Raw genomic sequence first — 16,522 nt, forward strand, 5'->3', positions numbered from 1 at the left:
TCGGTGTTACAGCACGCTGTTAAAGCACTCCAGCTGCGGCGGCCCAAGGTAGATATCCTTGGCCGGTTTGGCATTGGCGTGTGCCTTGCGGAAGGCTTCGGACTTGGTCCAATTCTCGAAGGCTTCCTCTGACGCCCAGACGCTGTGAGAAGCGAATAGCGTGCACTCCTCGGTGGTCGGGCCCTGCAACAGGTTAAAGCTCTTGAAGCCCGGCACCTCATTGAGATGGGTTTCCCGGTTCTTCCAGATGTCGATGAAATCCTGCTCTTTACCCGGTGCGATCCGGAAACGATTCATGGCGATATACATGACTAATCCTCAGAAATGTGCTGCTTTAAAAGAGGCAGTGTAACTCTGCTAACGCCGGGTTAGAAAGGCAACAGGCGTACGCGTTGGTCTCGAAAGCGTTATGACAACCCGGTATCCTCGACCCTGAGTTAACCAAAGGAGAGTGGGATGTATCGCAGTGTGCTTGAGTTCTGGTTTGATGAACTGACGCCAGCGCAATGGTGGAAAAAAGATGAGGCGCTGGATCAACTGATCACTGAACGCTTCGGGGCGTTGTTCGAGAAGGCCAGGAAAAGTGAGCTGTTTGGCTGGCGGCGGGTGGCTGATGGACGTCTGGCCGAGATCATCATGCTGGATCAGTTTTCCCGCCATATCCACCGGGACACCCCTGATGCCTTTGCCCAGGATGATATGGCGCTTGTGCTCGCGCAGGAAGCTGTGTCTGCAGCGGCGGATATCGCGCTTACGCCCAAGCAGCGGACTTTCCTTTACATGCCTTATATGCATTCCGAGTCCGCCTTGATCCACCAGGTTGCGGAGAAACTGTTTCGTTCCACCGGCCAGACCGACTCGTTGGAATATGAGCTCCGTCACAAGGCGATCATCGACCGTTTTGGGCGTTATCCACATCGAAACGAGATACTGGGGCGCGAGTCGACGCAGGAAGAGATTGAGTTTCTCAAGCAGCCGGGATCCTCGTTCTGATATCGGGTGCGTTGCTGCATCAGACCAACGGTGCGCTGGGTCGCGGCCCCTCCGCCAACAGTTCGGATAGCCGCTGCAGCCCTGTTCCGAGCTGCTCTCGGTGTGGGGGCGGTGTCAGGCATATTCTGACAGCTTGCGGGGCGGGTTGGCTGCCCACGCAGAAGGGTTCGGGGCTTACCAGAGTAACGCCGCGGCTGGCTGCCTGAGTGATAAAGTCACTGGCGCGCCAGGGGTCAGGCAGATGAAGCCAGGCCTGGAACCCGCACGGGTGGGCCAGAAAGTCATAGCCCGCCAGATGTTGCTCCAGCAGCCGGTGGCGCGCCTCCAGCTCCCGCCACTGCCAGTCGATCAGCTCCTGCGCGTCTGGGGAGGTCAGCCATTCACAGACGGCTGCGCCCATCAGTCCCGGTGTAGACCAACACTCCGCGCGCAGACCGGCACTGAGCTGGGGAATCAATGCAGTGGGTGCCCGTAAGGCGCCAAACCTCAATCCGCCGGCGAGTATCTTTGAAACACTGAAAATGTACAGCGAACGTTCCGGTGCCAGGCGGTAAAAAGGGGTACCGCGCAATGCCGGACTCACGTACTGGACACCATCCTCAAGAATCAACAGATCATAACGACGAGCCAGCTCTACGATCGCCCTGCGGCGGGCTTCGCTCATTTGAATGGCGGTGGGATTGTTGTGCTCCGGCATCAGATAGATCAGCCGAATACGCTGGCGCTGGCACAGCTTCTCCAGTGCATCGGGTCGCATGCCCTCACGATCCATCGGCACCGGCAGGTGTTTCAGTCCCAGTTGCCGTGCCGCGGCAATCATACCCGGATAAGTCAGGGCGTCTGATGCGACCGCCTCTCCGGGCCGGATCAGTGTCTGCAGGGCCAGGAAATCGGCATGCTGGCCACCGGTGGTCAGAATCAGCTCTTCGCCGCTCATCGGCAGCTCCTGTGCAGTGAGCCACTGGGCAAGCTGCATACGCTGAGCCGGTGAACCCTGTTCGGGCTGATAGCTGAGTGACTGTGCGATTAAATCAGGTCGACTGCTTAATTTGGTCAGCGTTTGACTGAGTTGCTGAGCCCGTGTTGTTGAAGGAATCGGGATGCTCAGTGACAGGTCGATACTGTCCCCATCGGCCTTGGAAAGATGATGAAAGTCCGGCGTTTGCGATCCAACCTGACGCACGCGCGTCCCGCTGCCGACTCTGGCCTCTACCAAACCTCGGCGTTCCGCTTCCCGATAAGCCCGGGTGACAGTACCGACCGTAACGCCAAGCGCATCGGCCAGCAGGCGCTGTGGCGGCAGCGGGGCGCCGGGCTCCAGTGTGCCGTCGGCTATGGATGCCGCCAGCGCATCCGCTACCGACTTATAGATCGGGCCCGACAGCGTGTCGAGTTCCGGTAGCCAGCTGCATCGGCTCCGGGCTCTTGCTTGAATGCTCAAACCGCTCTCCTGTCAGTTACTGGAATTGTCATCATGACAATGAATTGTAACGGTCTCAAAGTGTTTATTGTAACCCTTTTATCTGCTGTGTAGATTGAATTGTACCTCTTGTTAAGAGGTGTTGTTCATTGTTTTGGGAAATTGAATCGATACAATTTAAGGAGGTCGATATGATTCCGGTTATTCCAATGATGTCTCACGCTGTGCGCCCGGCAGTTGTTATGGCTCGATCTTCTTTCATGAATCGATCCAAACCCAACCAGATACTTACAGACAGTGAGGGGCCGGGGCATGATCTCTACTACTGAGTTAGCGGCTATCGCAGGCCCATTCATCGCTTTTGCTTTCAGCATGTCGGCAACGCCTGGCCCCAATAACATGATGTTGACGGCGTCCGGGGCAAATTACGGTTTCTGGCGCACATTGCCTCATATGCTTGGCATAACGGTGGGGTGTATGGTCCTGATGAGCGGAGTGGCGCTGGGGCTGGGGGCCTTGTTTCAGCAGTGGCCCGCGTTGCAAACCCTGTTAAAGGTTGTTGGCAGTCTCTATCTGGTCTGGTTAGCCTGGAAAATTGCAACGGCACCGCCTCCGAAGCAGGGAGAACCGTCGGATCGTCGCCGGCCACTCACATTCTGGCAGGCGGCCGCGTTTCAGTTCGCAAATCCCAAGGCCTGGGTGATGACAATTTCCGGAATTGCGTCATTTACCCTCACCGGGGATGCGTTTCTGAGTTCGGCACTGGTTCTGATCGTCTTGATGGGGTTAACGAACCTGCCATCAATCGCAATGTGGGCCGGGTTTGGTGTAGCCATCGGCCGGTTGTTGAAAACACCAACCCATTGGCGCTGCTTCAATTGGGGCATGGGTGGGTTAACCGCGGCCTGTGTCGTGATGATCCTGGTTTGATACTCAAACCTATGCCCTGATTTGCATCCAGGGTACAAAAACAGTTGCCTGTAGCCCGGCAGGCGGCGTAAGCCGCTTGCCGGGACTTATCTTTTGCTATTTGCGGAAAATCCAACTATCCCTTAAGCGTCCCTTATACTGACTCAAAGCACAAAATAGGGGATGACCTTAATACGATTGAGTGGCAGAATCGGGGGTTTATCTGACTCTGCGGTCAGAAGTTGCTGCACGGAACCGGGGAATGACCGAAACAAAAACCGCCCTTGAACTGATCGATATACACAAGTCTTTTGGCTCGCTTGAGGTGCTCAAGGGGGTCTCCTTAAGTGCCGGTGATGGTGAGGTGATCTCCATCCTGGGTTCCAGTGGTTCCGGCAAAAGTACGCTGCTACGTTGTATTAATCTGCTGGAACGTCCCAGCCAGGGAAAGATCCGGGTGTCCGGTGAAGAGCTGGAGATGAAGGCCGACAAAAACGGTGACCTTCGTGCAGTGAATGCCCGCCAATTAGAGCGAATGCGCTCGCGGATCGGGTTCGTGTTTCAGAATTTTAACCTCTGGCCCCACAAATCAATCGTCGAAAATATTATCGAGGCACCGACCCAGGTCCTGGGTCTGCCCAAAGATAAGGCCTACGCACGTGCCGAAGCATTGCTCGATCGTGTCGGGCTTCTGGAAAAACGCGATGCCTACCCGGCTAATTTGTCTGGTGGGCAGCAGCAGCGTATCGCCATAGCGCGTGCACTGGCCATGGAACCGCAGGTTCTGTTGTTTGACGAGCCGACCTCTGCGCTGGACCCTGAGCTGGTCAACGAAGTGTTGGCGGTCATGAGATCTCTGGCTGAAGAGGGGAGGACGATGCTGATCGTGACCCACGAGATGCGTTTCGCGCGCGAGGTCTCCAGCCAGGTGGTCTTCCTGCATCAAGGGCAGATTGAGGAGTCCGGGCCGCCGGAAGATGTGTTCGACCGCCCGAAATCACAACGGGTCCGTGACTTCATGGCAAGTCACGCCTGATACCTATCCAAAAAACCAAGAAGACGGTGAAAACGCTATGAAACTACGCAAACTGATATCTGTTGCATCGCTGGCCGCTGTAACGGCGCTGGGTAGTCTGAGTGCTTCGGCTGCCGACAAGATCCGGATCGCCACCGAAGGCGCCTATGCACCGTTCAATATGACCAATGAGCAGGGTGAGTTGGTCGGATTTGATGTGGAGATTGCGAAAGCGCTGTGCGAGCAGATGCAGGCGGAGTGTGAAATCGTCGCTCAGGACTGGGACGGCATTATTCCCGGACTGTTGGGCCGTAAGTATGACGCGATTGTTGCTTCCATGTCGATTACCGAAGAGCGTCTGCGCGTCGTGGACTTTACCCAGCCTTACTACTCTAACGTTCTGGCATTCGTCGGGCCTGAAGGTAAGACGCTGGATACCAGTAAAGAGGGCCTCAAAGGGCTGACCGTTGGGGCGCAGCGCGCGACCGTAGCTGGGCAGTACCTGGAAGATAATCTGGCCGATAGCGTTAACGTAAAGCTCTATGACACGCAGGACAACGCATACCTGGATTTAGCCGCAGGCCGTCTGGATGCACTGCTGTCTGACAAGTTCCCGGCCTATGACTGGTTGCGCAGTGAAGATGGCAAAGGGTTTGAGTTCAAAGGTGAGGATATCGACATCGACGACAAGATCGCGATTGCCGTGCGCAAGGGAGATGGGTTGAAGGATAAGCTCAGTGCAGCGATTGCAGCGATTGTCGAGAACGGCACCTACGCTGAGATCAACGCCCGTTACTTCCCGTTCTCGATCTACTGATCTATCGGTGGCGCTCCGTTGGAGCGCCCGTTTCGGAATATTCAATCGATGGATTTACTCGGTTTTGGTGACCTGCTGCTCTCGGGCACCTGGGTAACGATCAAGCTGGCGCTGACCAGTCTGTTGTTTGGGCTGCTGTTCGGTTTGCTGGGGGCGGCTGCCAAGCTGTCGCCGATTAAACCGTTGCGGATGCTGGCAACGCTGTATACCACGTTGATCCGAGGCATCCCGGAGCTGTTGCTGGTCTTGACGATCTATTTCGGCGGCTCCATGGTGCTGATGGCGATCGCCGAGCAGTTTGGGTACACCGAATATATCGAGATCAGTGCGTTTGCCGCAGGTGTGGCAGCGTTATCCATCGCTTTCGGTGCCTATGCGACAGAGGTATTTCGCGCGGCTATTCAAGCGATTCCCAAAGGACAGTGGGAGTCCGCCCAAGCGTTGGGCATGACACCGTTGAAAACCTTCTTTCGCATTATCCTGCCGCAGGTTTGGCGTCTCGCGTTGCCGGGCCTGGGTAATCTGTTTCAGGTGTTGCTGAAGGATACCGCGTTGGTGTCGGTTGTGGGTTTAAACGACCTGATGCGTCAGGCCTATGTCGCGACGGGCTCCACCAAACAACCTTTTACCTTCTATATGGCAGCGGCGCTGATCTATCTGGGACTCACCGTGCTATCCACGCTGACAACAACCTGGCTTGAGCGTACGGCAGATCCCGCTGCGCGTGGAGGTGCGGCATGAATTGGAGCTGGGATGTCATTATTGATTACTTCCCGCGCCTGCTGGATGGCGTCTGGGTAACGTTGGAGCTGGTATTTCTGTCGGGACTGTTCGGCTTGTTGCTGGCGGTGCCCCTGGCTCTGATGCGGGCTTCGCCTAATCGGTGGCTGAGAATCCTGCCGTTTGGCTACATCTTTTTCTTTCGCGGAACGCCGCTTCTGGTCCAGATCTTCCTGATCTACTACGGCTCGTCTCAGTTTGATGCCGTGAGGGAGTCGGCGCTCTGGCCGATTTTGAAAGAGCCATACTGGTGCGCGATTATAGCTTTTACCCTGAATACGGCGGCTTACTCGGCCGAGTTGATTCGGGGAGCCATCCAGGCCATCCCCAAGGGTGAGCTGGAGGCTGCGGATGCCTTTGGTATGAGTAAAGCGCTGAAAATCCGCCGAATTGTTCTGCCCCGCGCGTTTGGTATAGTCCTCCCGGCCTACGGCAACGAGCTGATCCTGATGCTCAAAAGCAGCTCGCTGGCATCGACCATTACCCTATTGGATATCACTGGTGCCGCAAGGACGATCATCGCCAGGACCTATACACCGCTAGAGATATTCTTTGCGGCGGGGATGCTCTATCTGGTAATCAGCGCGATTATGATTGGCGGGTTCCGTCTGCTGGAGAGACGGCTGAACCGTCACCAGCATTACCGTGGTCCCGACGAAGTAGCCAAGGTCGACCCGCGTCTGGCGGAGTAGGGCTGAAAGCCCGTGTAGCCCGGCAGTAGCCGAAGGCGTATGCCGGGAAAGTTGGCTGCTCAGGCGTCGCTATTAATGACGTTGGTAGGCAGGACCGACTGCTCCTTCACCTCTTCCATCACGATATAACTCTTCGAGTTCTTCACGCCGGGCAGTGTCAGCAGCATCTGTCCGAGCAGCTCCCGGTATTGCGACATATCATGCAGCCGTGCCTTGAGCAGGTAATCGGCATCGCCGGAAACCAGGTGGCACTCCAGGATATAGGGCAGGCTTTCTACCGCCTTGTTGAACTTCTCGAACGCATCCGGTGACTGATAGGAGAGGGCGATTTCAACGAACACGAGCAGGTTGTAATCGAGCATCTCCGGGTTTACACGGGCATGGTAACCGGTAATCACGCCGTCTCGCTCCAGGCGTTTGACACGCTCCATGCAGGGGGTCGTGGAGAGACCGACGCGATCCGCCAGCTCCGTATATGAGATCCGTCCCTCCTGTTGCAGGATAGTCAGGATGTTGCGGTCGATGCGGTCGAGTTTTCGTGTTTTCTGCACAGAAGCCATAATGTGGTCATATATTTCGATTTTATTGTGAACTGTAGGCTATTTTAGCGATTTATAGCCAAATTCACAAAAAAATAATCTTGCTGATCCCTTAGAATGTTTTCCCGGCCAACCGACAGGCTTATGGCGGTCATAAAACGTATCTTCGATGCTACAAGATAAGTCGCTCTGTTGCATCCGTTTGACGGCTGGAGATTGGCATCGAGCCCGGGCATGGGAGAAGATAGGCGAGTCGGATCCTCCGCTCTTCTGACACCACATCTCCAGTTGATTTAAAGGAACAATCATGTCGAATAAAAGCATTATCAGTACCGACAAGGCGCCGGCGGCGATCGGCCCATACTCCCAGGCGGTGAAGGTTGGTAACACCGTTTATATGTCAGGCCAGATACCGCTGGTACCGGAAACCATGGAAGTGGTCACCGAGTCGTTTGAAGCGCAGGCCGTGCAGGTTTTCGAAAACCTGAGTGCTGTGGCTCAAGCCGCAGGCGGATCCTTGGCCGACATGGTCAAGCTCACCATTCTGCTCTCCGATATGGACTACTTTGCGGAGGTGAACACCGTCATGCAGCGTTACTTCAGTGAGCCTTACCCGGCGCGTGCGGCATTTGCTGTGAAGTCGCTGCCCAAGGGCGTGGATATCGAGATCGAAGGCGTGCTGGTCACCGCCGAATAAAGCCCACCAAGCGGAGGAGGGACAATGAGTCGAAAAGTGCGTGCTGATATCGACCTGGAGGCTATCCGGCATAACTACCGGCTGGCCTGCGCTCAAGCGCCGGACGCGAAGGCGGTTGCTATCATCAAGGCTAATGCTTACGGCCACGGTGCAATACCCGTGGCGCGGGCATTGGAAGCAGAGGTGCCGGCGTTCGGCGTTGCCTGCATCGAGGAGGCGTTGGAGTTGCGTGAAAGCGGTATTAAGTTACCGATCATGCTGCTTGAGGGCTGTTTCGATGAGCAGGAACTGCCACTGGTAGACAAGTTTGGATTCTGGGTGGCCGTTCATTCCTTGCATCAGGTGGAAGCGCTGGAGAAAGCCTCGTTTTCCAGTCGGTTTCCTGTCTTCCTGAAGGTGGATACCGGCATGCATCGGCTTGGCTTCGATCCTGCCGATGTGCCCGAAATGGTCGAGCGTCTCCAGCGCCTGGCCTGTTGTGAAGAGGTGATCCTGATGACCCACTTCGCTCGCTCCGATGAGCCGGCGGAGGTTGCGACAGCACAGCAGATCGAGCGATTTGAATCGATTCCGGGAGCCGCTGAGTTGGGTGCATGCCTGTCCAATTCGGCGGCCGTTATGGCCTGGCCCCGGGCTCACCGCAGCTGGCTTCGCCCCGGGATGATGCTTTATGGCGCAACACCCTTCACCGAATCTCAACGAGTGGCGGATCAGCTTCAGGCTGCGATGACGCTAACCACCGAGGTGATTGCGTTGCGCGATGTGGCTGAGGGTGAAGCGGTGGGCTACGGTGGAACCTTTGTCTGTAAGCGGCCAACGCGCATCGCAACCATCGCCATGGGGTACGGTGATGGCTATCCACGCCATGCTCAGAATGGTACGCCTGTGGTCATCCACGGACGACGGGCGGCTGTAGCCGGGCGCGTGTCCATGGATATGATGACCATCGATGTGACCGATGTGCCGGATGTAAACATCGGTGATCGGGTTGAGCTCTTTGGTAAAGCGTTGTCGGCGGCGGAGGTTGCCACCTGGTGCGGGACTATCCCCTACACCATGGTGACCTGTCTGACGCCCCGTGTGCCTCGCTATTACAGCGAGTAACGCCGGTTATTGACGGTCGAGCAGGCTAACCAGCATCTGCTTGACCGTTTCCGGTTCAAACGGCTTGTCAGCCATGGCGTCAACGCCGGACTGGCGGATATTCTTCAAATGCGCCTCATGTGCCTCTGAGGTCACCATCATGATTGGAATGTGTGAGTGCATTTCCGAGTGGCGGATAAAACTGGCCAGCTCCGCACCGTTGACCTCGGGCATGTTGTAGTCGGTGACGACCAGATCAACCATCTCGGTCTGAAGCTTCCGTATGGCATCACTGCCATCCACTGCCTCCACCAAGTGTCGAATCCCCAGGTTCTGCAGCACGCGGAGAATGTGACGGCGGGCCATACGGCTGTCATCGACCACCATGACACGCACCGAATCGATATCGAACATCTCCAGATCGACTTCATCGTTACCCAGCAGGTCCAACGTCGCGTTAAGGGCCGCGCCCAGATGATCGCGGTTGAACGGCTTGGGCAGGATGGCGACCACGCCGGATTGCTTGAATACCTCAAGCTGTTCACGCCGGGTTTCGCTGGAGATCAGCATGAAGGGGATATCGGCTTTGGCACCATCCGAGCGGATAAACTTCAGTAGCTGGTCGGCGGAGCCATCCTCGTAGTGGAGCGAGCTGATAATCAGGTCGGGATGGATGCGGTCAAGGATCTCCAGCGCTTCAGCCTTGGTTCTGACGGCATCGATTGCCATCACCTGCTCATCCTCAAGCTGGTGCATGATGATCTTGCGCTGCATGGTCGAGGGTTCGATCAACAGAATATGCAGATCATCGGTACTGATCCTGGACATCGCTCTTACCTTGGTTGTTATAGTACTTGCGCAGCTGAGTACTGCGTATTACTCGTGATTCGTGAACCACGAATAACATTACAAACTGAGTGCGATTAAGACTTTATCGGCAAGTGGGCGTGATTTCCAGCGCTCGAACCATTTAAGCGGTGACCCAGATCACCGATGCGTCCTCGTCGCTGACTGAAACCAGCGCATGACCCATCTCGCAGTCATAGTAGGCGCTGTCTCCGGTGCTCAGACGCAGTGGTTCGTAGAACTCCGTATAAAGCATCAGTTCGCCGCTGAGTACATAAAGAAACTCTTCCCCGTCGTGACGCACCCAGTCCTTGTATTCATCGAAGGTGCGGGCGCGCACAACGGTGCGATAAGGGATCATCTTTTTGGCAGAGAGATTCGTTGCCAGCAGCTCATGTTCATAGGTTGGAGTTGGGTGAGGCAGGCCCTCGCCATGACGGGTAATATCCCGTCTGCCGCCACCGCTGCGGTTGCGTTTGGGTTGGGTGAACAGTTGAGGCATGTCGATCCCCAGGCCGTTAACCAGCTTGGTCACGGCGCTGAAGGTCGGCGAGATCTGCTCGTTCTCGATTTTGGAAAGAGTCGAGCGAGCCAGGCCAGTCAACCGGCTGGCCTCTTCCAGTGTGAGGTTCTGGCTCAGCCGGATCTCTCGAACTCTTTGCCCCAGTTGCAGTGGTTCAACACGCGCATCGGTACCGGCGCGCTCAACCTGAAGATTCTGTTTGTCTGCCTGTAGAAAGTGGGGGTGATCGGCCATCAAGCTCTCCGCCGCATATACATCGGGAAACATTGTTTCCTAAAGTATACTTTTTGCGTACGGATCACCACATCAGATCATCAGGAATCTTGTAATCAGCGTAAGGATCGTCCTCATCCGGCTGGTCAGGCTCCGGCCGCGGCAGAACCGTGTCGGGAAGCCGCTGCTCGATACGCTCAACCACATCGGCGGGAATCAGGGCATACTCATCATCAAAAAAGGCGATACGTAACTGGCCGCGAGCAAGCTGACCGAGCATACCGTCATTGATCCAGAGCTGCTTAACCTTCTTGTCGTGCACAAAGTTGTAACGTGTTTCGCCCTCTTTCGGCAGCGTAACCCGATGTTGGGCGATCAGCTGGCGTACCTCTGCGGTCGCGGCTTTTTGCGCCTGCTCGGCCTGGCGCTGGCGGTTCAGTTCCCGGTCCTTCTCCGCCTTGGCCTGACGGGCGGCTTCCAGTGCGGCTTGCTGATCAGCATTATCCTTGGGCGCCTGCCCCTTTTTCTCTTTTTTCTTCGCCTGCTTGGCTTTCTTGGCTTGTTGCTTGTTGGCTACGCCGGCCTTGAGTAGCTGTTCCTGTAGTGAAATCGCCATGCTGGTACCCGAAAGATAAACGTTGTTTTGAGCCGTTACACAGAGCGGGAACTATACCGGAAGGGAGCGCTGGAGTGGAGGGTGATTGGCCTCGGTAAGTCGTGTGACAGGGCAGGCTGGAGTGAGGATAATGGATACTTAGCTATCGAATGACCACCTGTTGCAAGGATACGAATATGTCACTGATGTTATGGGGCTCGCTGTTTCTCGTTTGCCTGATGGGCGCCATGTCGCCGGGGCCGAGCCTCGCGGTTGTGTTGCGGGAAACAGTACGGAACAGCCGCTGGCATGGTGTGATCGCCGGGCTCTCCCATGCGCTTGGTGTGGGGCTCTGGGCGTTTCTCACTGTGCACGGCCTGGCGCTACTGGTTACCGAGCATCAGGGGCTGTATATGGCGTTGAGCTGGGGCGGCGCAGCCTATCTTGCCTGGATGGGCGTCCAGGCCTGGCGCCATGCCGGCGAGGCTAAAGCGCTTCAGATCGAAGAGGGCCGAGTGCATTCGCTTTTCACGGCGGCCCGTGCCGGTGCGATGATCTCACTGTTAAACCCCAAGCTGGCTCTGTTCTTCATGGCGCTGTTTTCGCAGTTTGTCAGTGCCGAACAAAGCCTGCTGGCTCAGTGGGTGATGATTTTAACCGCTACGGTTGTGGATGGAGCCTGGTACACATTGGTGGCGCTGATGCTGTCACAGCCCCGCCTGCTTAAGGCGCTGCGCCGCAGAGCAGCACTTGTGGAACGTGCCACCGGTACCATTTTGCTGGGGCTTGCGGTGCGGGTCGTGACGCTTTAACGGACAACCAAGGCGAGATAATTCATGGCAATAGGGCGAAAGATAAAGGGATGGCTCGGCGAGGAGCGTGTTGAAGCGCTTCGTGGTCGCTTACATGAGATCGGTGAACAAACAACCGAGCGGCATCTACGTCTGGCAGTGACCGGGTTGAGTCAAAGTGGCAAGACCGTTTTTATCACAGCGCTGATCCATCATCTGCAGCAAGCCCACCGCAGTGGCTCGTTGCCGTTTTTTGAGGTGGCAGCCAGCGAGCGGTTGGTAAGCACCCGGAACCTGAGTGCCGAGTCGGACAACCCGTTCCCGTTGGATGAGGCGCTGGCCGGTTTATCTCAGGAGCCTCCGCGCTGGCCTGAGTCCACCCGGGGGCTTTCCGAGGTACGTCTGGCGCTGCGCTATCGCCGGCCTGCCGGTCTGCGCCGGGTGCTTGGGGAAACCGGTACGCTCTATCTGGATGTCATCGATTATCCGGGGGAGTGGCTGCTGGACCTGCCGATGCTGCAGTTGGACTTCGGTCAGTGGTGTAAGCAGCAGTCCCGTCTGTTCGCGCGGGAGCCGCGCTCCTCGCTTTCAGCGCAATGGCGGGCGCGGCTTCAGGAGGTCGACTGGGCCGCACCGGCACAGCCGGATCTGATTCGTACACTGAGCCTGGAGTTTTCCGGCTTGCTGCAGCAGTTGCGGGAGGACCCATACGCGCTGAGCCTGCTGCAACCGGGGCGGTTGGTGTTGCCCGGTGAAGAAACAGACGACGAGCGTCTGCATCTGTTTCCTCTGCTGGTCGACAGCTGGCCTGAAAATGGCTGGCCCGAGGGTAGCAATGGCGCGCTCCTGGAGCAGCGTTACCACCGCTATCGTGATGAGCTGGTCCGGCCGTTTTATACCAAGCACTTCGCCCGCTTTGACCGGCAGATTGTATTGGTGGATTGCCTGAAAACACTCAATCGTGGTGAGGAATGTTTTCGGGATATGCAGGCGGCGCTGACCGATATTCTGCAAAGCTTTAACTATGGCCGATCGGGTTTTTTACGCCGGTTGTTCAGTCCCCGCATCGACCGGGTTTTGTTTGCCTCTACCAAGGCGGACCATGTCACCTCCAATCAGCACCACAACCTGGACCGGTTTCTGGAGTTGATTATTCAGGATGCTCAACGGGATGTCCGGTTTGAAGGCATTGAAACGCGCTGCATGGCCGTCGCCTCGGTGCGCTCCACGGAAGCGGCTCAGGCCCGGGTGGATGGGCAGCAGCTTTCCTGTCTGCGTGGGCGGCGTAAATCCGATGGTGAAGAGGTCGCGCTGTTTCCCGGTGAGGTGCCGGTGGAGCTGCCTGAGCCCTCTGACTGGAATGAAGAGCGCTTTCGTTTTGTCGACTTCGCACCGGCGCGTCTGCCCATGAACAGCCTCAAGGCCAGGCATCATATCCGGCTGGATCAGGTGCTCGAATACATGATGGAGGATCTGTTCCGATGAGCGATGACAGTCAGTGGAAAAAACCGCGCTACATCGACCCGGCACGCTTGGATAATGCCCCGGATTCTGCTGCGCGCCATCTGGGATACCCACCCCGTAGCCCGGCCGAAGACCAGAGGCCGTATGCCGGGAATCCGATACCACCCCAAGAGTTCCCGCTCGAGCAGGTAACAATCGAACCTGATGAAACAGATCAGCCTGTCACAACAGAAGCGCCCCAAAAAAGGGGCCTCTGGCGAAAGGTGTTTGCCTATTCGGCCACGGCGGTTCTTGTGACAGGTGTCGGGCTGGAGCTATACCGCCTTCTCGACTGGGGCTTTAGCACTCATATTGCTTTGGGCTCAACGCTGGCTGCGCTGCTCTCACTGGCGGCTGGAAGTGGCGCATTGCAGCTTTGGCGCAGTTTAAAAGGTCTGCGTCAGCTTCGTCGGACCGAGGAGTTGCAGGCGCAGGCGGCACGATTGGGGGAGCAGAGCGGCCAGGGGCAGGCAGCGGCTTTTCTTAGAAGACTGGAGCAGCAGTATCGGAATCAGCCGGGCCAGCGTGATATTGCCGATGCGATCCGCGACCTGGACTCCGCCTACAGTGACTCTGAAGTGGTCGAGTACCTGAGCCGCCACTTGTTTCTGGAGCAGGATGCGCGGGCGCGGCGTTGTGTGCAGCGCTATTCGGTGGAATCGGGGGTGCTGGTGGCGCTGAGTCCCTGGGCGAGCTTCGATATGCTGTTGGTGGGCTGGCGCAACCTGAGGATGCTGCGCGAAGTGGCAGCCATTTACGGCATCGCGCCTGGCGCGGCCACTCAATGGGCGCTGTTAAAGCGCGTCATGCATAGCCTGGCCTTCGCCGGACTGAGCGAAATGGCCATGGATGCGGGATCAACCGCACTCAGCGGCTCTCTCACAGCTAGTCTTTCGGCAAGAGCAGGGCAGGGGCTCGGTGCCGGGCTGTTTACGGCGCGTACCGGGCTTGAAGCGATTCGGCGTTGCCGGCCCATACCCAGTGAACAGCGGGACCGTAAGGTGTTGAAAGCAGTGACGGAAGGAATTGTTCAGAGATTGAGCCCAGCATCGGGAAAGGGCTGATCTTTCTCTTTAGAGGGGTTTGCATTCGTCAGACACGCTGCTTATACTGCGCGCCTGTTTCAGACAGTGATCGCTGTTTTGAAGCTAGGCGCAAAGCCGCGTTATGGTGGCTCTGCCGGTCCTCTCGCAACGATAAGCCGTGAACCTGGTCAGGCCCGGAAGGGAGCAGCCACAGCGGTAGACTCGTGTGCCGGGATGCTAGGCTGGTGGGGCCACCCCCAATAACGCTAAATTAGTCGTCAATGAGCTTTTTGTCTGCTGGCCTGCGCTTCTTAGCGTCTCGGTAGAAATTTTCGTGTGGGCCCAGGTTGAGTAGATAGAGCGTGAGCCGCTCTTCTTGCCAGCTGTAGCCCAGTAAAAACTGCTGACGCTCTACTGAAAACTTATATACCCGCATGTAAGAAAGATCGCCTTTCTTTTGCACACCGATCTCGGGATTGTCTACGACTTTGTCAATTGCATCTTCGACGGCTTCCAGTACCGCCTCCGGAAGTCTTTTGATCGCCTTGCTGAAGACGGGGGACTCGTAAACCTCAATCTGATTTTCGTTTTGTTCTTCGCTCATATTTGGTTACGTGCCCTGAGTTGACGGCCTCAGTCGCGAGCAGAGCATCGCGTATGAACTCATAGGTTAAATCAGGATTCTCTTCTGCTATCTGACCGATCTTTGCCCAATGTTCAATCTGCTTTGGTACAGTGCGAAATGAAGCCGAAGAGTGAATTTTCGCGTTTTCGACGAATTCGTCGTCTAAGCGAACACTTGTAGCCATTTCATATCTCCTTTACTCGCTTACCATTAATCAACGTAGCTGATTAGCCTCTGGGTAGACCTTTTATCTATCGATCAGGGCCTCATCTGCATTCATTTTCCTCGCGAGTATTGTTGTACTTTGCGACAAATTGTCGCGTTTTGCAATGTTTTGATATTTTTACCTCTGGAACGTTGCCTGAGAAATTGCTTTGAACCCGGTCAGGCCCGGAAGGGGGCAGTTGCAACAATAATCCGATTTCGCCCCAGTTTTTTGGCTTCATAAAGAGCCGTATCAGCACGGCGCAACAGGCTGTCGTAATCGTCATCTGGATTGATGCGGGTGATACCGGCGCTGACTGTCAGGTAAATGGTTTCGCCGCCCGGGGTCAGGAAGGGGGTGTCACAAAACCGTTGATGGATGCGTTCGGTGGCCTGCAGAGCCGCGGCTTCATCGATGAACGGCATTAAAGCGATAAATTCCTCGCCACCGTAGCGGAACCCGTCATCGGAGTGGCGCAGGTTGTGACGAATAATCTCGGCAAACTTGCGCAGCACTTCATCGCCGAACAGATGGCCGTGATTGTCATTGAGTTGTTTGAAGTGGTCGAGATCCATCATCGCCAGTGACATCGGCTGCTGGTAACGCTGGCAGAGCTCAATCTGCCGGTTAATCTCTTTTCTTAACTGGCGCGCATTATAAAGCTGTGTCAGGTCATCGGTGACGCTAAGCTCGCGGTAGCGCCGCTCATTTTCAACCAGTTGCTGTTCGGCCTTTTTGCGGTCGGTAATAATGACCAGTGTCTCGATGGCCCCGACCACTTTATGGTCGCAGTCCATCAGTGGGGCGGCAGTAAATGACAGCCATTCTCCGTCGTCGCCGATATCAGGGAAGAAGTCTTCGGCAGCGTAGGCGCCCTCGATCTTTGCGGCTTGTGTGAGCTTTGACGAGTAAAACTGACTGAGCGTATCGGCTTCGGCATTATCGACGATGATATCCGCCATGGTGGGGCGTGGGTGGGAGTAGAAAGGCATCCACTGTTTACGCGTTCCAATCATCTCCCCGGCGGAGAGCCCGGTTGCGCTGGCCAGCGCCAGATTCCAGTGGGTTATACGGTGCTCCCGGTTGATCACAAAAGCGGGGATAGCCAGCTTGTTGATCAGCTCATCGGGTGGAATCAGCTCCGTCAGAGGATCCAGGGGTTCAAGGGTTGCATGCTCCGACTGCTCCGGTACTTCTTCTGTTGCCATCAACTCTGTGCTCATCTATCGACTATCTGAGGCCCTGCAGTCA

Annotated in this window: 20 protein-coding genes and 1 other RNA gene; 12 read left to right on the forward strand and 9 right to left on the reverse strand. The window is 56.3% G+C overall.

Annotated features, from left to right (window positions below; genetic code table 11):
- Positions 1-6: 6 nt before the first annotated feature.
- Positions 7-309, reverse strand: a complete 303-nt coding sequence (gene hmuQ, locus G403_RS0100210; RefSeq protein WP_027852208.1) for a heme-degrading protein HmuQ — start codon at positions 307-309, stop codon at positions 7-9.
- A 147-nt stretch (positions 310-456) separates the two neighbouring features.
- Here hmuQ and G403_RS0100215 point away from each other — a divergent pair, with 147 nt between their 5' ends.
- The gene (locus G403_RS0100215; protein ID WP_027852209.1) at positions 457-993 is read left to right on the forward strand and encodes a DUF924 family protein; all 537 of its coding nucleotides are present in this window, start codon (positions 457-459) and stop codon (positions 991-993) included.
- A gap of 19 nt (positions 994-1,012) precedes the next feature.
- Here the strand turns inward: G403_RS0100215 and G403_RS0100220 are convergent, their stop codons facing one another.
- Positions 1,013-2,434, reverse strand: coding sequence for an aminotransferase-like domain-containing protein (locus tag G403_RS0100220; RefSeq protein WP_245578171.1), 1,422 nt, complete (start codon positions 2,432-2,434; stop codon positions 1,013-1,015).
- Between the two features lie 291 nt (positions 2,435-2,725).
- Between G403_RS0100220 and G403_RS0100225 the strand changes: the two genes are divergently transcribed.
- The 5 genes from G403_RS0100225 to G403_RS0100245 all read left to right on the forward strand — a co-directional run bounded on the left by G403_RS0100225 (position 2,726) and on the right by G403_RS0100245 (position 6,626).
- Positions 2,726-3,343, forward strand: coding sequence for a LysE family translocator (locus G403_RS0100225; protein WP_036231910.1), 618 nt, complete (start codon positions 2,726-2,728; stop codon positions 3,341-3,343).
- A 241-nt stretch (positions 3,344-3,584) separates the two neighbouring features.
- Positions 3,585-4,358: an ABC transporter ATP-binding protein gene (locus tag G403_RS0100230; protein WP_027852212.1), complete on the forward strand. Its 774-nt coding sequence runs from the start codon at positions 3,585-3,587 to the stop codon at positions 4,356-4,358.
- A gap of 37 nt (positions 4,359-4,395) precedes the next feature.
- Complete coding sequence (locus tag G403_RS0100235) at positions 4,396-5,154, forward strand: ABC transporter substrate-binding protein (RefSeq protein ID WP_027852213.1); 759 nt, start codon at positions 4,396-4,398, stop codon at positions 5,152-5,154.
- Positions 5,155-5,202: 48 nt separating this feature from the next.
- Positions 5,203-5,895: an ABC transporter permease gene (locus G403_RS0100240; RefSeq protein ID WP_027852214.1), complete on the forward strand. Its 693-nt coding sequence runs from the start codon at positions 5,203-5,205 to the stop codon at positions 5,893-5,895.
- Positions 5,892-6,626 carry an ABC transporter permease gene (locus G403_RS0100245; RefSeq protein ID WP_027852215.1) on the forward strand — a complete coding sequence of 245 codons (735 nt, stop codon included), beginning with the start codon at positions 5,892-5,894 and terminating at the stop codon, positions 6,624-6,626. Before G403_RS0100240 ends, G403_RS0100245 begins: the two co-directional genes overlap by 4 nt.
- Positions 6,627-6,685: 59 nt before the next feature.
- On the opposite strand, the gene G403_RS0100250 is transcribed toward G403_RS0100245, so the two are convergent.
- Positions 6,686-7,186 (reverse strand): Lrp/AsnC ligand binding domain-containing protein, encoded by a 501-nt coding sequence (locus G403_RS0100250; RefSeq protein WP_027852216.1) that lies wholly within the window; start codon positions 7,184-7,186, stop codon positions 6,686-6,688.
- A 286-nt stretch (positions 7,187-7,472) separates the two neighbouring features.
- On the opposite strand from G403_RS0100250, the gene G403_RS0100255 reads away from it, so the two are divergent.
- The gene (locus G403_RS0100255; RefSeq protein WP_027852217.1) at positions 7,473-7,862 is read left to right on the forward strand and encodes a RidA family protein; all 390 of its coding nucleotides are present in this window, start codon (positions 7,473-7,475) and stop codon (positions 7,860-7,862) included.
- A 24-nt stretch (positions 7,863-7,886) separates the two neighbouring features.
- Positions 7,887-8,966: an alanine racemase gene (alr, locus tag G403_RS0100260; protein WP_027852218.1), complete on the forward strand. Its 1,080-nt coding sequence runs from the start codon at positions 7,887-7,889 to the stop codon at positions 8,964-8,966.
- A 6-nt stretch (positions 8,967-8,972) separates the two neighbouring features.
- On the opposite strand, the gene G403_RS0100265 is transcribed toward alr, so the two are convergent.
- The 3 genes from G403_RS0100265 to G403_RS0100275 form a co-directional block, all read right to left on the reverse strand.
- Positions 8,973-9,773, reverse strand: coding sequence for a response regulator (locus G403_RS0100265; protein ID WP_027852219.1), 801 nt, complete (start codon positions 9,771-9,773; stop codon positions 8,973-8,975).
- Between the two features lie 142 nt (positions 9,774-9,915).
- The gene (locus G403_RS0100270) at positions 9,916-10,548 is read right to left on the reverse strand and encodes a helix-turn-helix domain-containing protein (RefSeq protein ID WP_027852220.1); all 633 of its coding nucleotides are present in this window, start codon (positions 10,546-10,548) and stop codon (positions 9,916-9,918) included.
- A gap of 64 nt (positions 10,549-10,612) precedes the next feature.
- Positions 10,613-11,143 carry a DUF2058 domain-containing protein gene (locus G403_RS0100275; protein ID WP_027852221.1) on the reverse strand — a complete coding sequence of 177 codons (531 nt, stop codon included), beginning with the start codon at positions 11,141-11,143 and terminating at the stop codon, positions 10,613-10,615.
- A 176-nt stretch (positions 11,144-11,319) separates the two neighbouring features.
- On the opposite strand from G403_RS0100275, the gene G403_RS0100280 reads away from it, so the two are divergent.
- The 4 genes from G403_RS0100280 to ffs all read left to right on the forward strand — a co-directional run bounded on the left by G403_RS0100280 (position 11,320) and on the right by ffs (position 14,692).
- Entirely contained in the window at positions 11,320-11,934 is a 615-nt protein-coding gene (locus G403_RS0100280) for a LysE family translocator (protein WP_027852222.1), read from the forward strand.
- Positions 11,935-11,958: 24 nt separating this feature from the next.
- Positions 11,959-13,398, forward strand: a complete 1,440-nt coding sequence (locus G403_RS0100285) for a YcjX family GTP-binding protein (RefSeq protein ID WP_051298285.1) — start codon at positions 11,959-11,961, stop codon at positions 13,396-13,398.
- Entirely contained in the window at positions 13,395-14,480 is a 1,086-nt protein-coding gene (locus tag G403_RS21590; RefSeq protein WP_051298287.1) for a TIGR01620 family protein, read from the forward strand. Before G403_RS0100285 ends, G403_RS21590 begins: the two co-directional genes overlap by 4 nt.
- Before the next feature lie 113 nt (positions 14,481-14,593).
- An RNA gene (ffs, locus tag G403_RS24770) (signal recognition particle sRNA small type) lies at positions 14,594-14,692 on the forward strand.
- A gap of 20 nt (positions 14,693-14,712) precedes the next feature.
- On the opposite strand, the gene G403_RS0100295 is transcribed toward ffs, so the two are convergent.
- The 3 genes from G403_RS0100295 to G403_RS21595 form a co-directional block, all read right to left on the reverse strand.
- Positions 14,713-15,045, reverse strand: a complete 333-nt coding sequence (locus G403_RS0100295) for a type II toxin-antitoxin system RelE/ParE family toxin (protein ID WP_027852224.1) — start codon at positions 15,043-15,045, stop codon at positions 14,713-14,715.
- Positions 15,014-15,250: a TA system antitoxin ParD family protein gene (locus tag G403_RS24775; protein WP_084403873.1), complete on the reverse strand. Its 237-nt coding sequence runs from the start codon at positions 15,248-15,250 to the stop codon at positions 15,014-15,016. The genes G403_RS0100295 and G403_RS24775 overlap by 32 nt, the downstream gene beginning before the upstream one ends.
- A 200-nt stretch (positions 15,251-15,450) precedes the next feature.
- The gene (locus G403_RS21595; RefSeq protein WP_051298289.1) at positions 15,451-16,479 is read right to left on the reverse strand and encodes a sensor domain-containing diguanylate cyclase; all 1,029 of its coding nucleotides are present in this window, start codon (positions 16,477-16,479) and stop codon (positions 15,451-15,453) included.
- Between the last annotated feature and the right edge of the window lie 43 nt (positions 16,480-16,522).

The sequence above is a fragment of the Marinobacterium litorale DSM 23545 genome (assembly GCF_000428985.1).
GTDB classification, from domain to species: domain Bacteria; phylum Pseudomonadota; class Gammaproteobacteria; order Pseudomonadales; family Balneatricaceae; genus Marinobacterium_D; species Marinobacterium_D litorale.

Excerpts from the sequence above, each read along its gene's own strand:
- hmuQ (WP_027852208.1), bottom strand. The coding sequence starts at position 309 with ATGTATATCGCCATGAATCGTTTCCGGATCGCACCGGGTAAAGAGCAG.
- G403_RS0100215 (WP_027852209.1), top strand. The coding sequence starts at position 457 with ATGTATCGCAGTGTGCTTGAGTTCTGGTTTGATGAACTGACGCCAGCG.
- G403_RS0100225 (WP_036231910.1), top strand. The coding sequence starts at position 2,726 with ATGATCTCTACTACTGAGTTAGCGGCTATCGCAGGCCCATTCATCGCT.
- G403_RS0100230 (WP_027852212.1), top strand. The coding sequence starts at position 3,585 with ATGACCGAAACAAAAACCGCCCTTGAACTGATCGATATACACAAGTCT.
- G403_RS0100235 (WP_027852213.1), top strand. The coding sequence starts at position 4,396 with ATGAAACTACGCAAACTGATATCTGTTGCATCGCTGGCCGCTGTAACG.
- G403_RS0100240 (WP_027852214.1), top strand. The coding sequence starts at position 5,203 with ATGGATTTACTCGGTTTTGGTGACCTGCTGCTCTCGGGCACCTGGGTA.
- G403_RS0100245 (WP_027852215.1), top strand. The coding sequence starts at position 5,892 with ATGAATTGGAGCTGGGATGTCATTATTGATTACTTCCCGCGCCTGCTG.
- G403_RS0100250 (WP_027852216.1), bottom strand. The coding sequence starts at position 7,186 with ATGGCTTCTGTGCAGAAAACACGAAAACTCGACCGCATCGACCGCAAC.
- G403_RS0100255 (WP_027852217.1), top strand. The coding sequence starts at position 7,473 with ATGTCGAATAAAAGCATTATCAGTACCGACAAGGCGCCGGCGGCGATC.
- alr (WP_027852218.1), top strand. The coding sequence starts at position 7,887 with ATGAGTCGAAAAGTGCGTGCTGATATCGACCTGGAGGCTATCCGGCAT.
- G403_RS0100265 (WP_027852219.1), bottom strand. The coding sequence starts at position 9,773 with ATGTCCAGGATCAGTACCGATGATCTGCATATTCTGTTGATCGAACCC.
- G403_RS0100270 (WP_027852220.1), bottom strand. The coding sequence starts at position 10,548 with ATGGCCGATCACCCCCACTTTCTACAGGCAGACAAACAGAATCTTCAG.
- G403_RS0100275 (WP_027852221.1), bottom strand. The coding sequence starts at position 11,143 with ATGGCGATTTCACTACAGGAACAGCTACTCAAGGCCGGCGTAGCCAAC.
- G403_RS0100280 (WP_027852222.1), top strand. The coding sequence starts at position 11,320 with ATGTCACTGATGTTATGGGGCTCGCTGTTTCTCGTTTGCCTGATGGGC.
- G403_RS0100285 (WP_051298285.1), top strand. The coding sequence starts at position 11,959 with ATGGCAATAGGGCGAAAGATAAAGGGATGGCTCGGCGAGGAGCGTGTT.
- G403_RS21590 (WP_051298287.1), top strand. The coding sequence starts at position 13,395 with ATGAGCGATGACAGTCAGTGGAAAAAACCGCGCTACATCGACCCGGCA.
- G403_RS0100295 (WP_027852224.1), bottom strand. The coding sequence starts at position 15,045 with ATGAGCGAAGAACAAAACGAAAATCAGATTGAGGTTTACGAGTCCCCC.
- G403_RS24775 (WP_084403873.1), bottom strand. The coding sequence starts at position 15,250 with ATGGCTACAAGTGTTCGCTTAGACGACGAATTCGTCGAAAACGCGAAA.
- G403_RS21595 (WP_051298289.1), bottom strand. The coding sequence starts at position 16,479 with ATGGCAACAGAAGAAGTACCGGAGCAGTCGGAGCATGCAACCCTTGAA.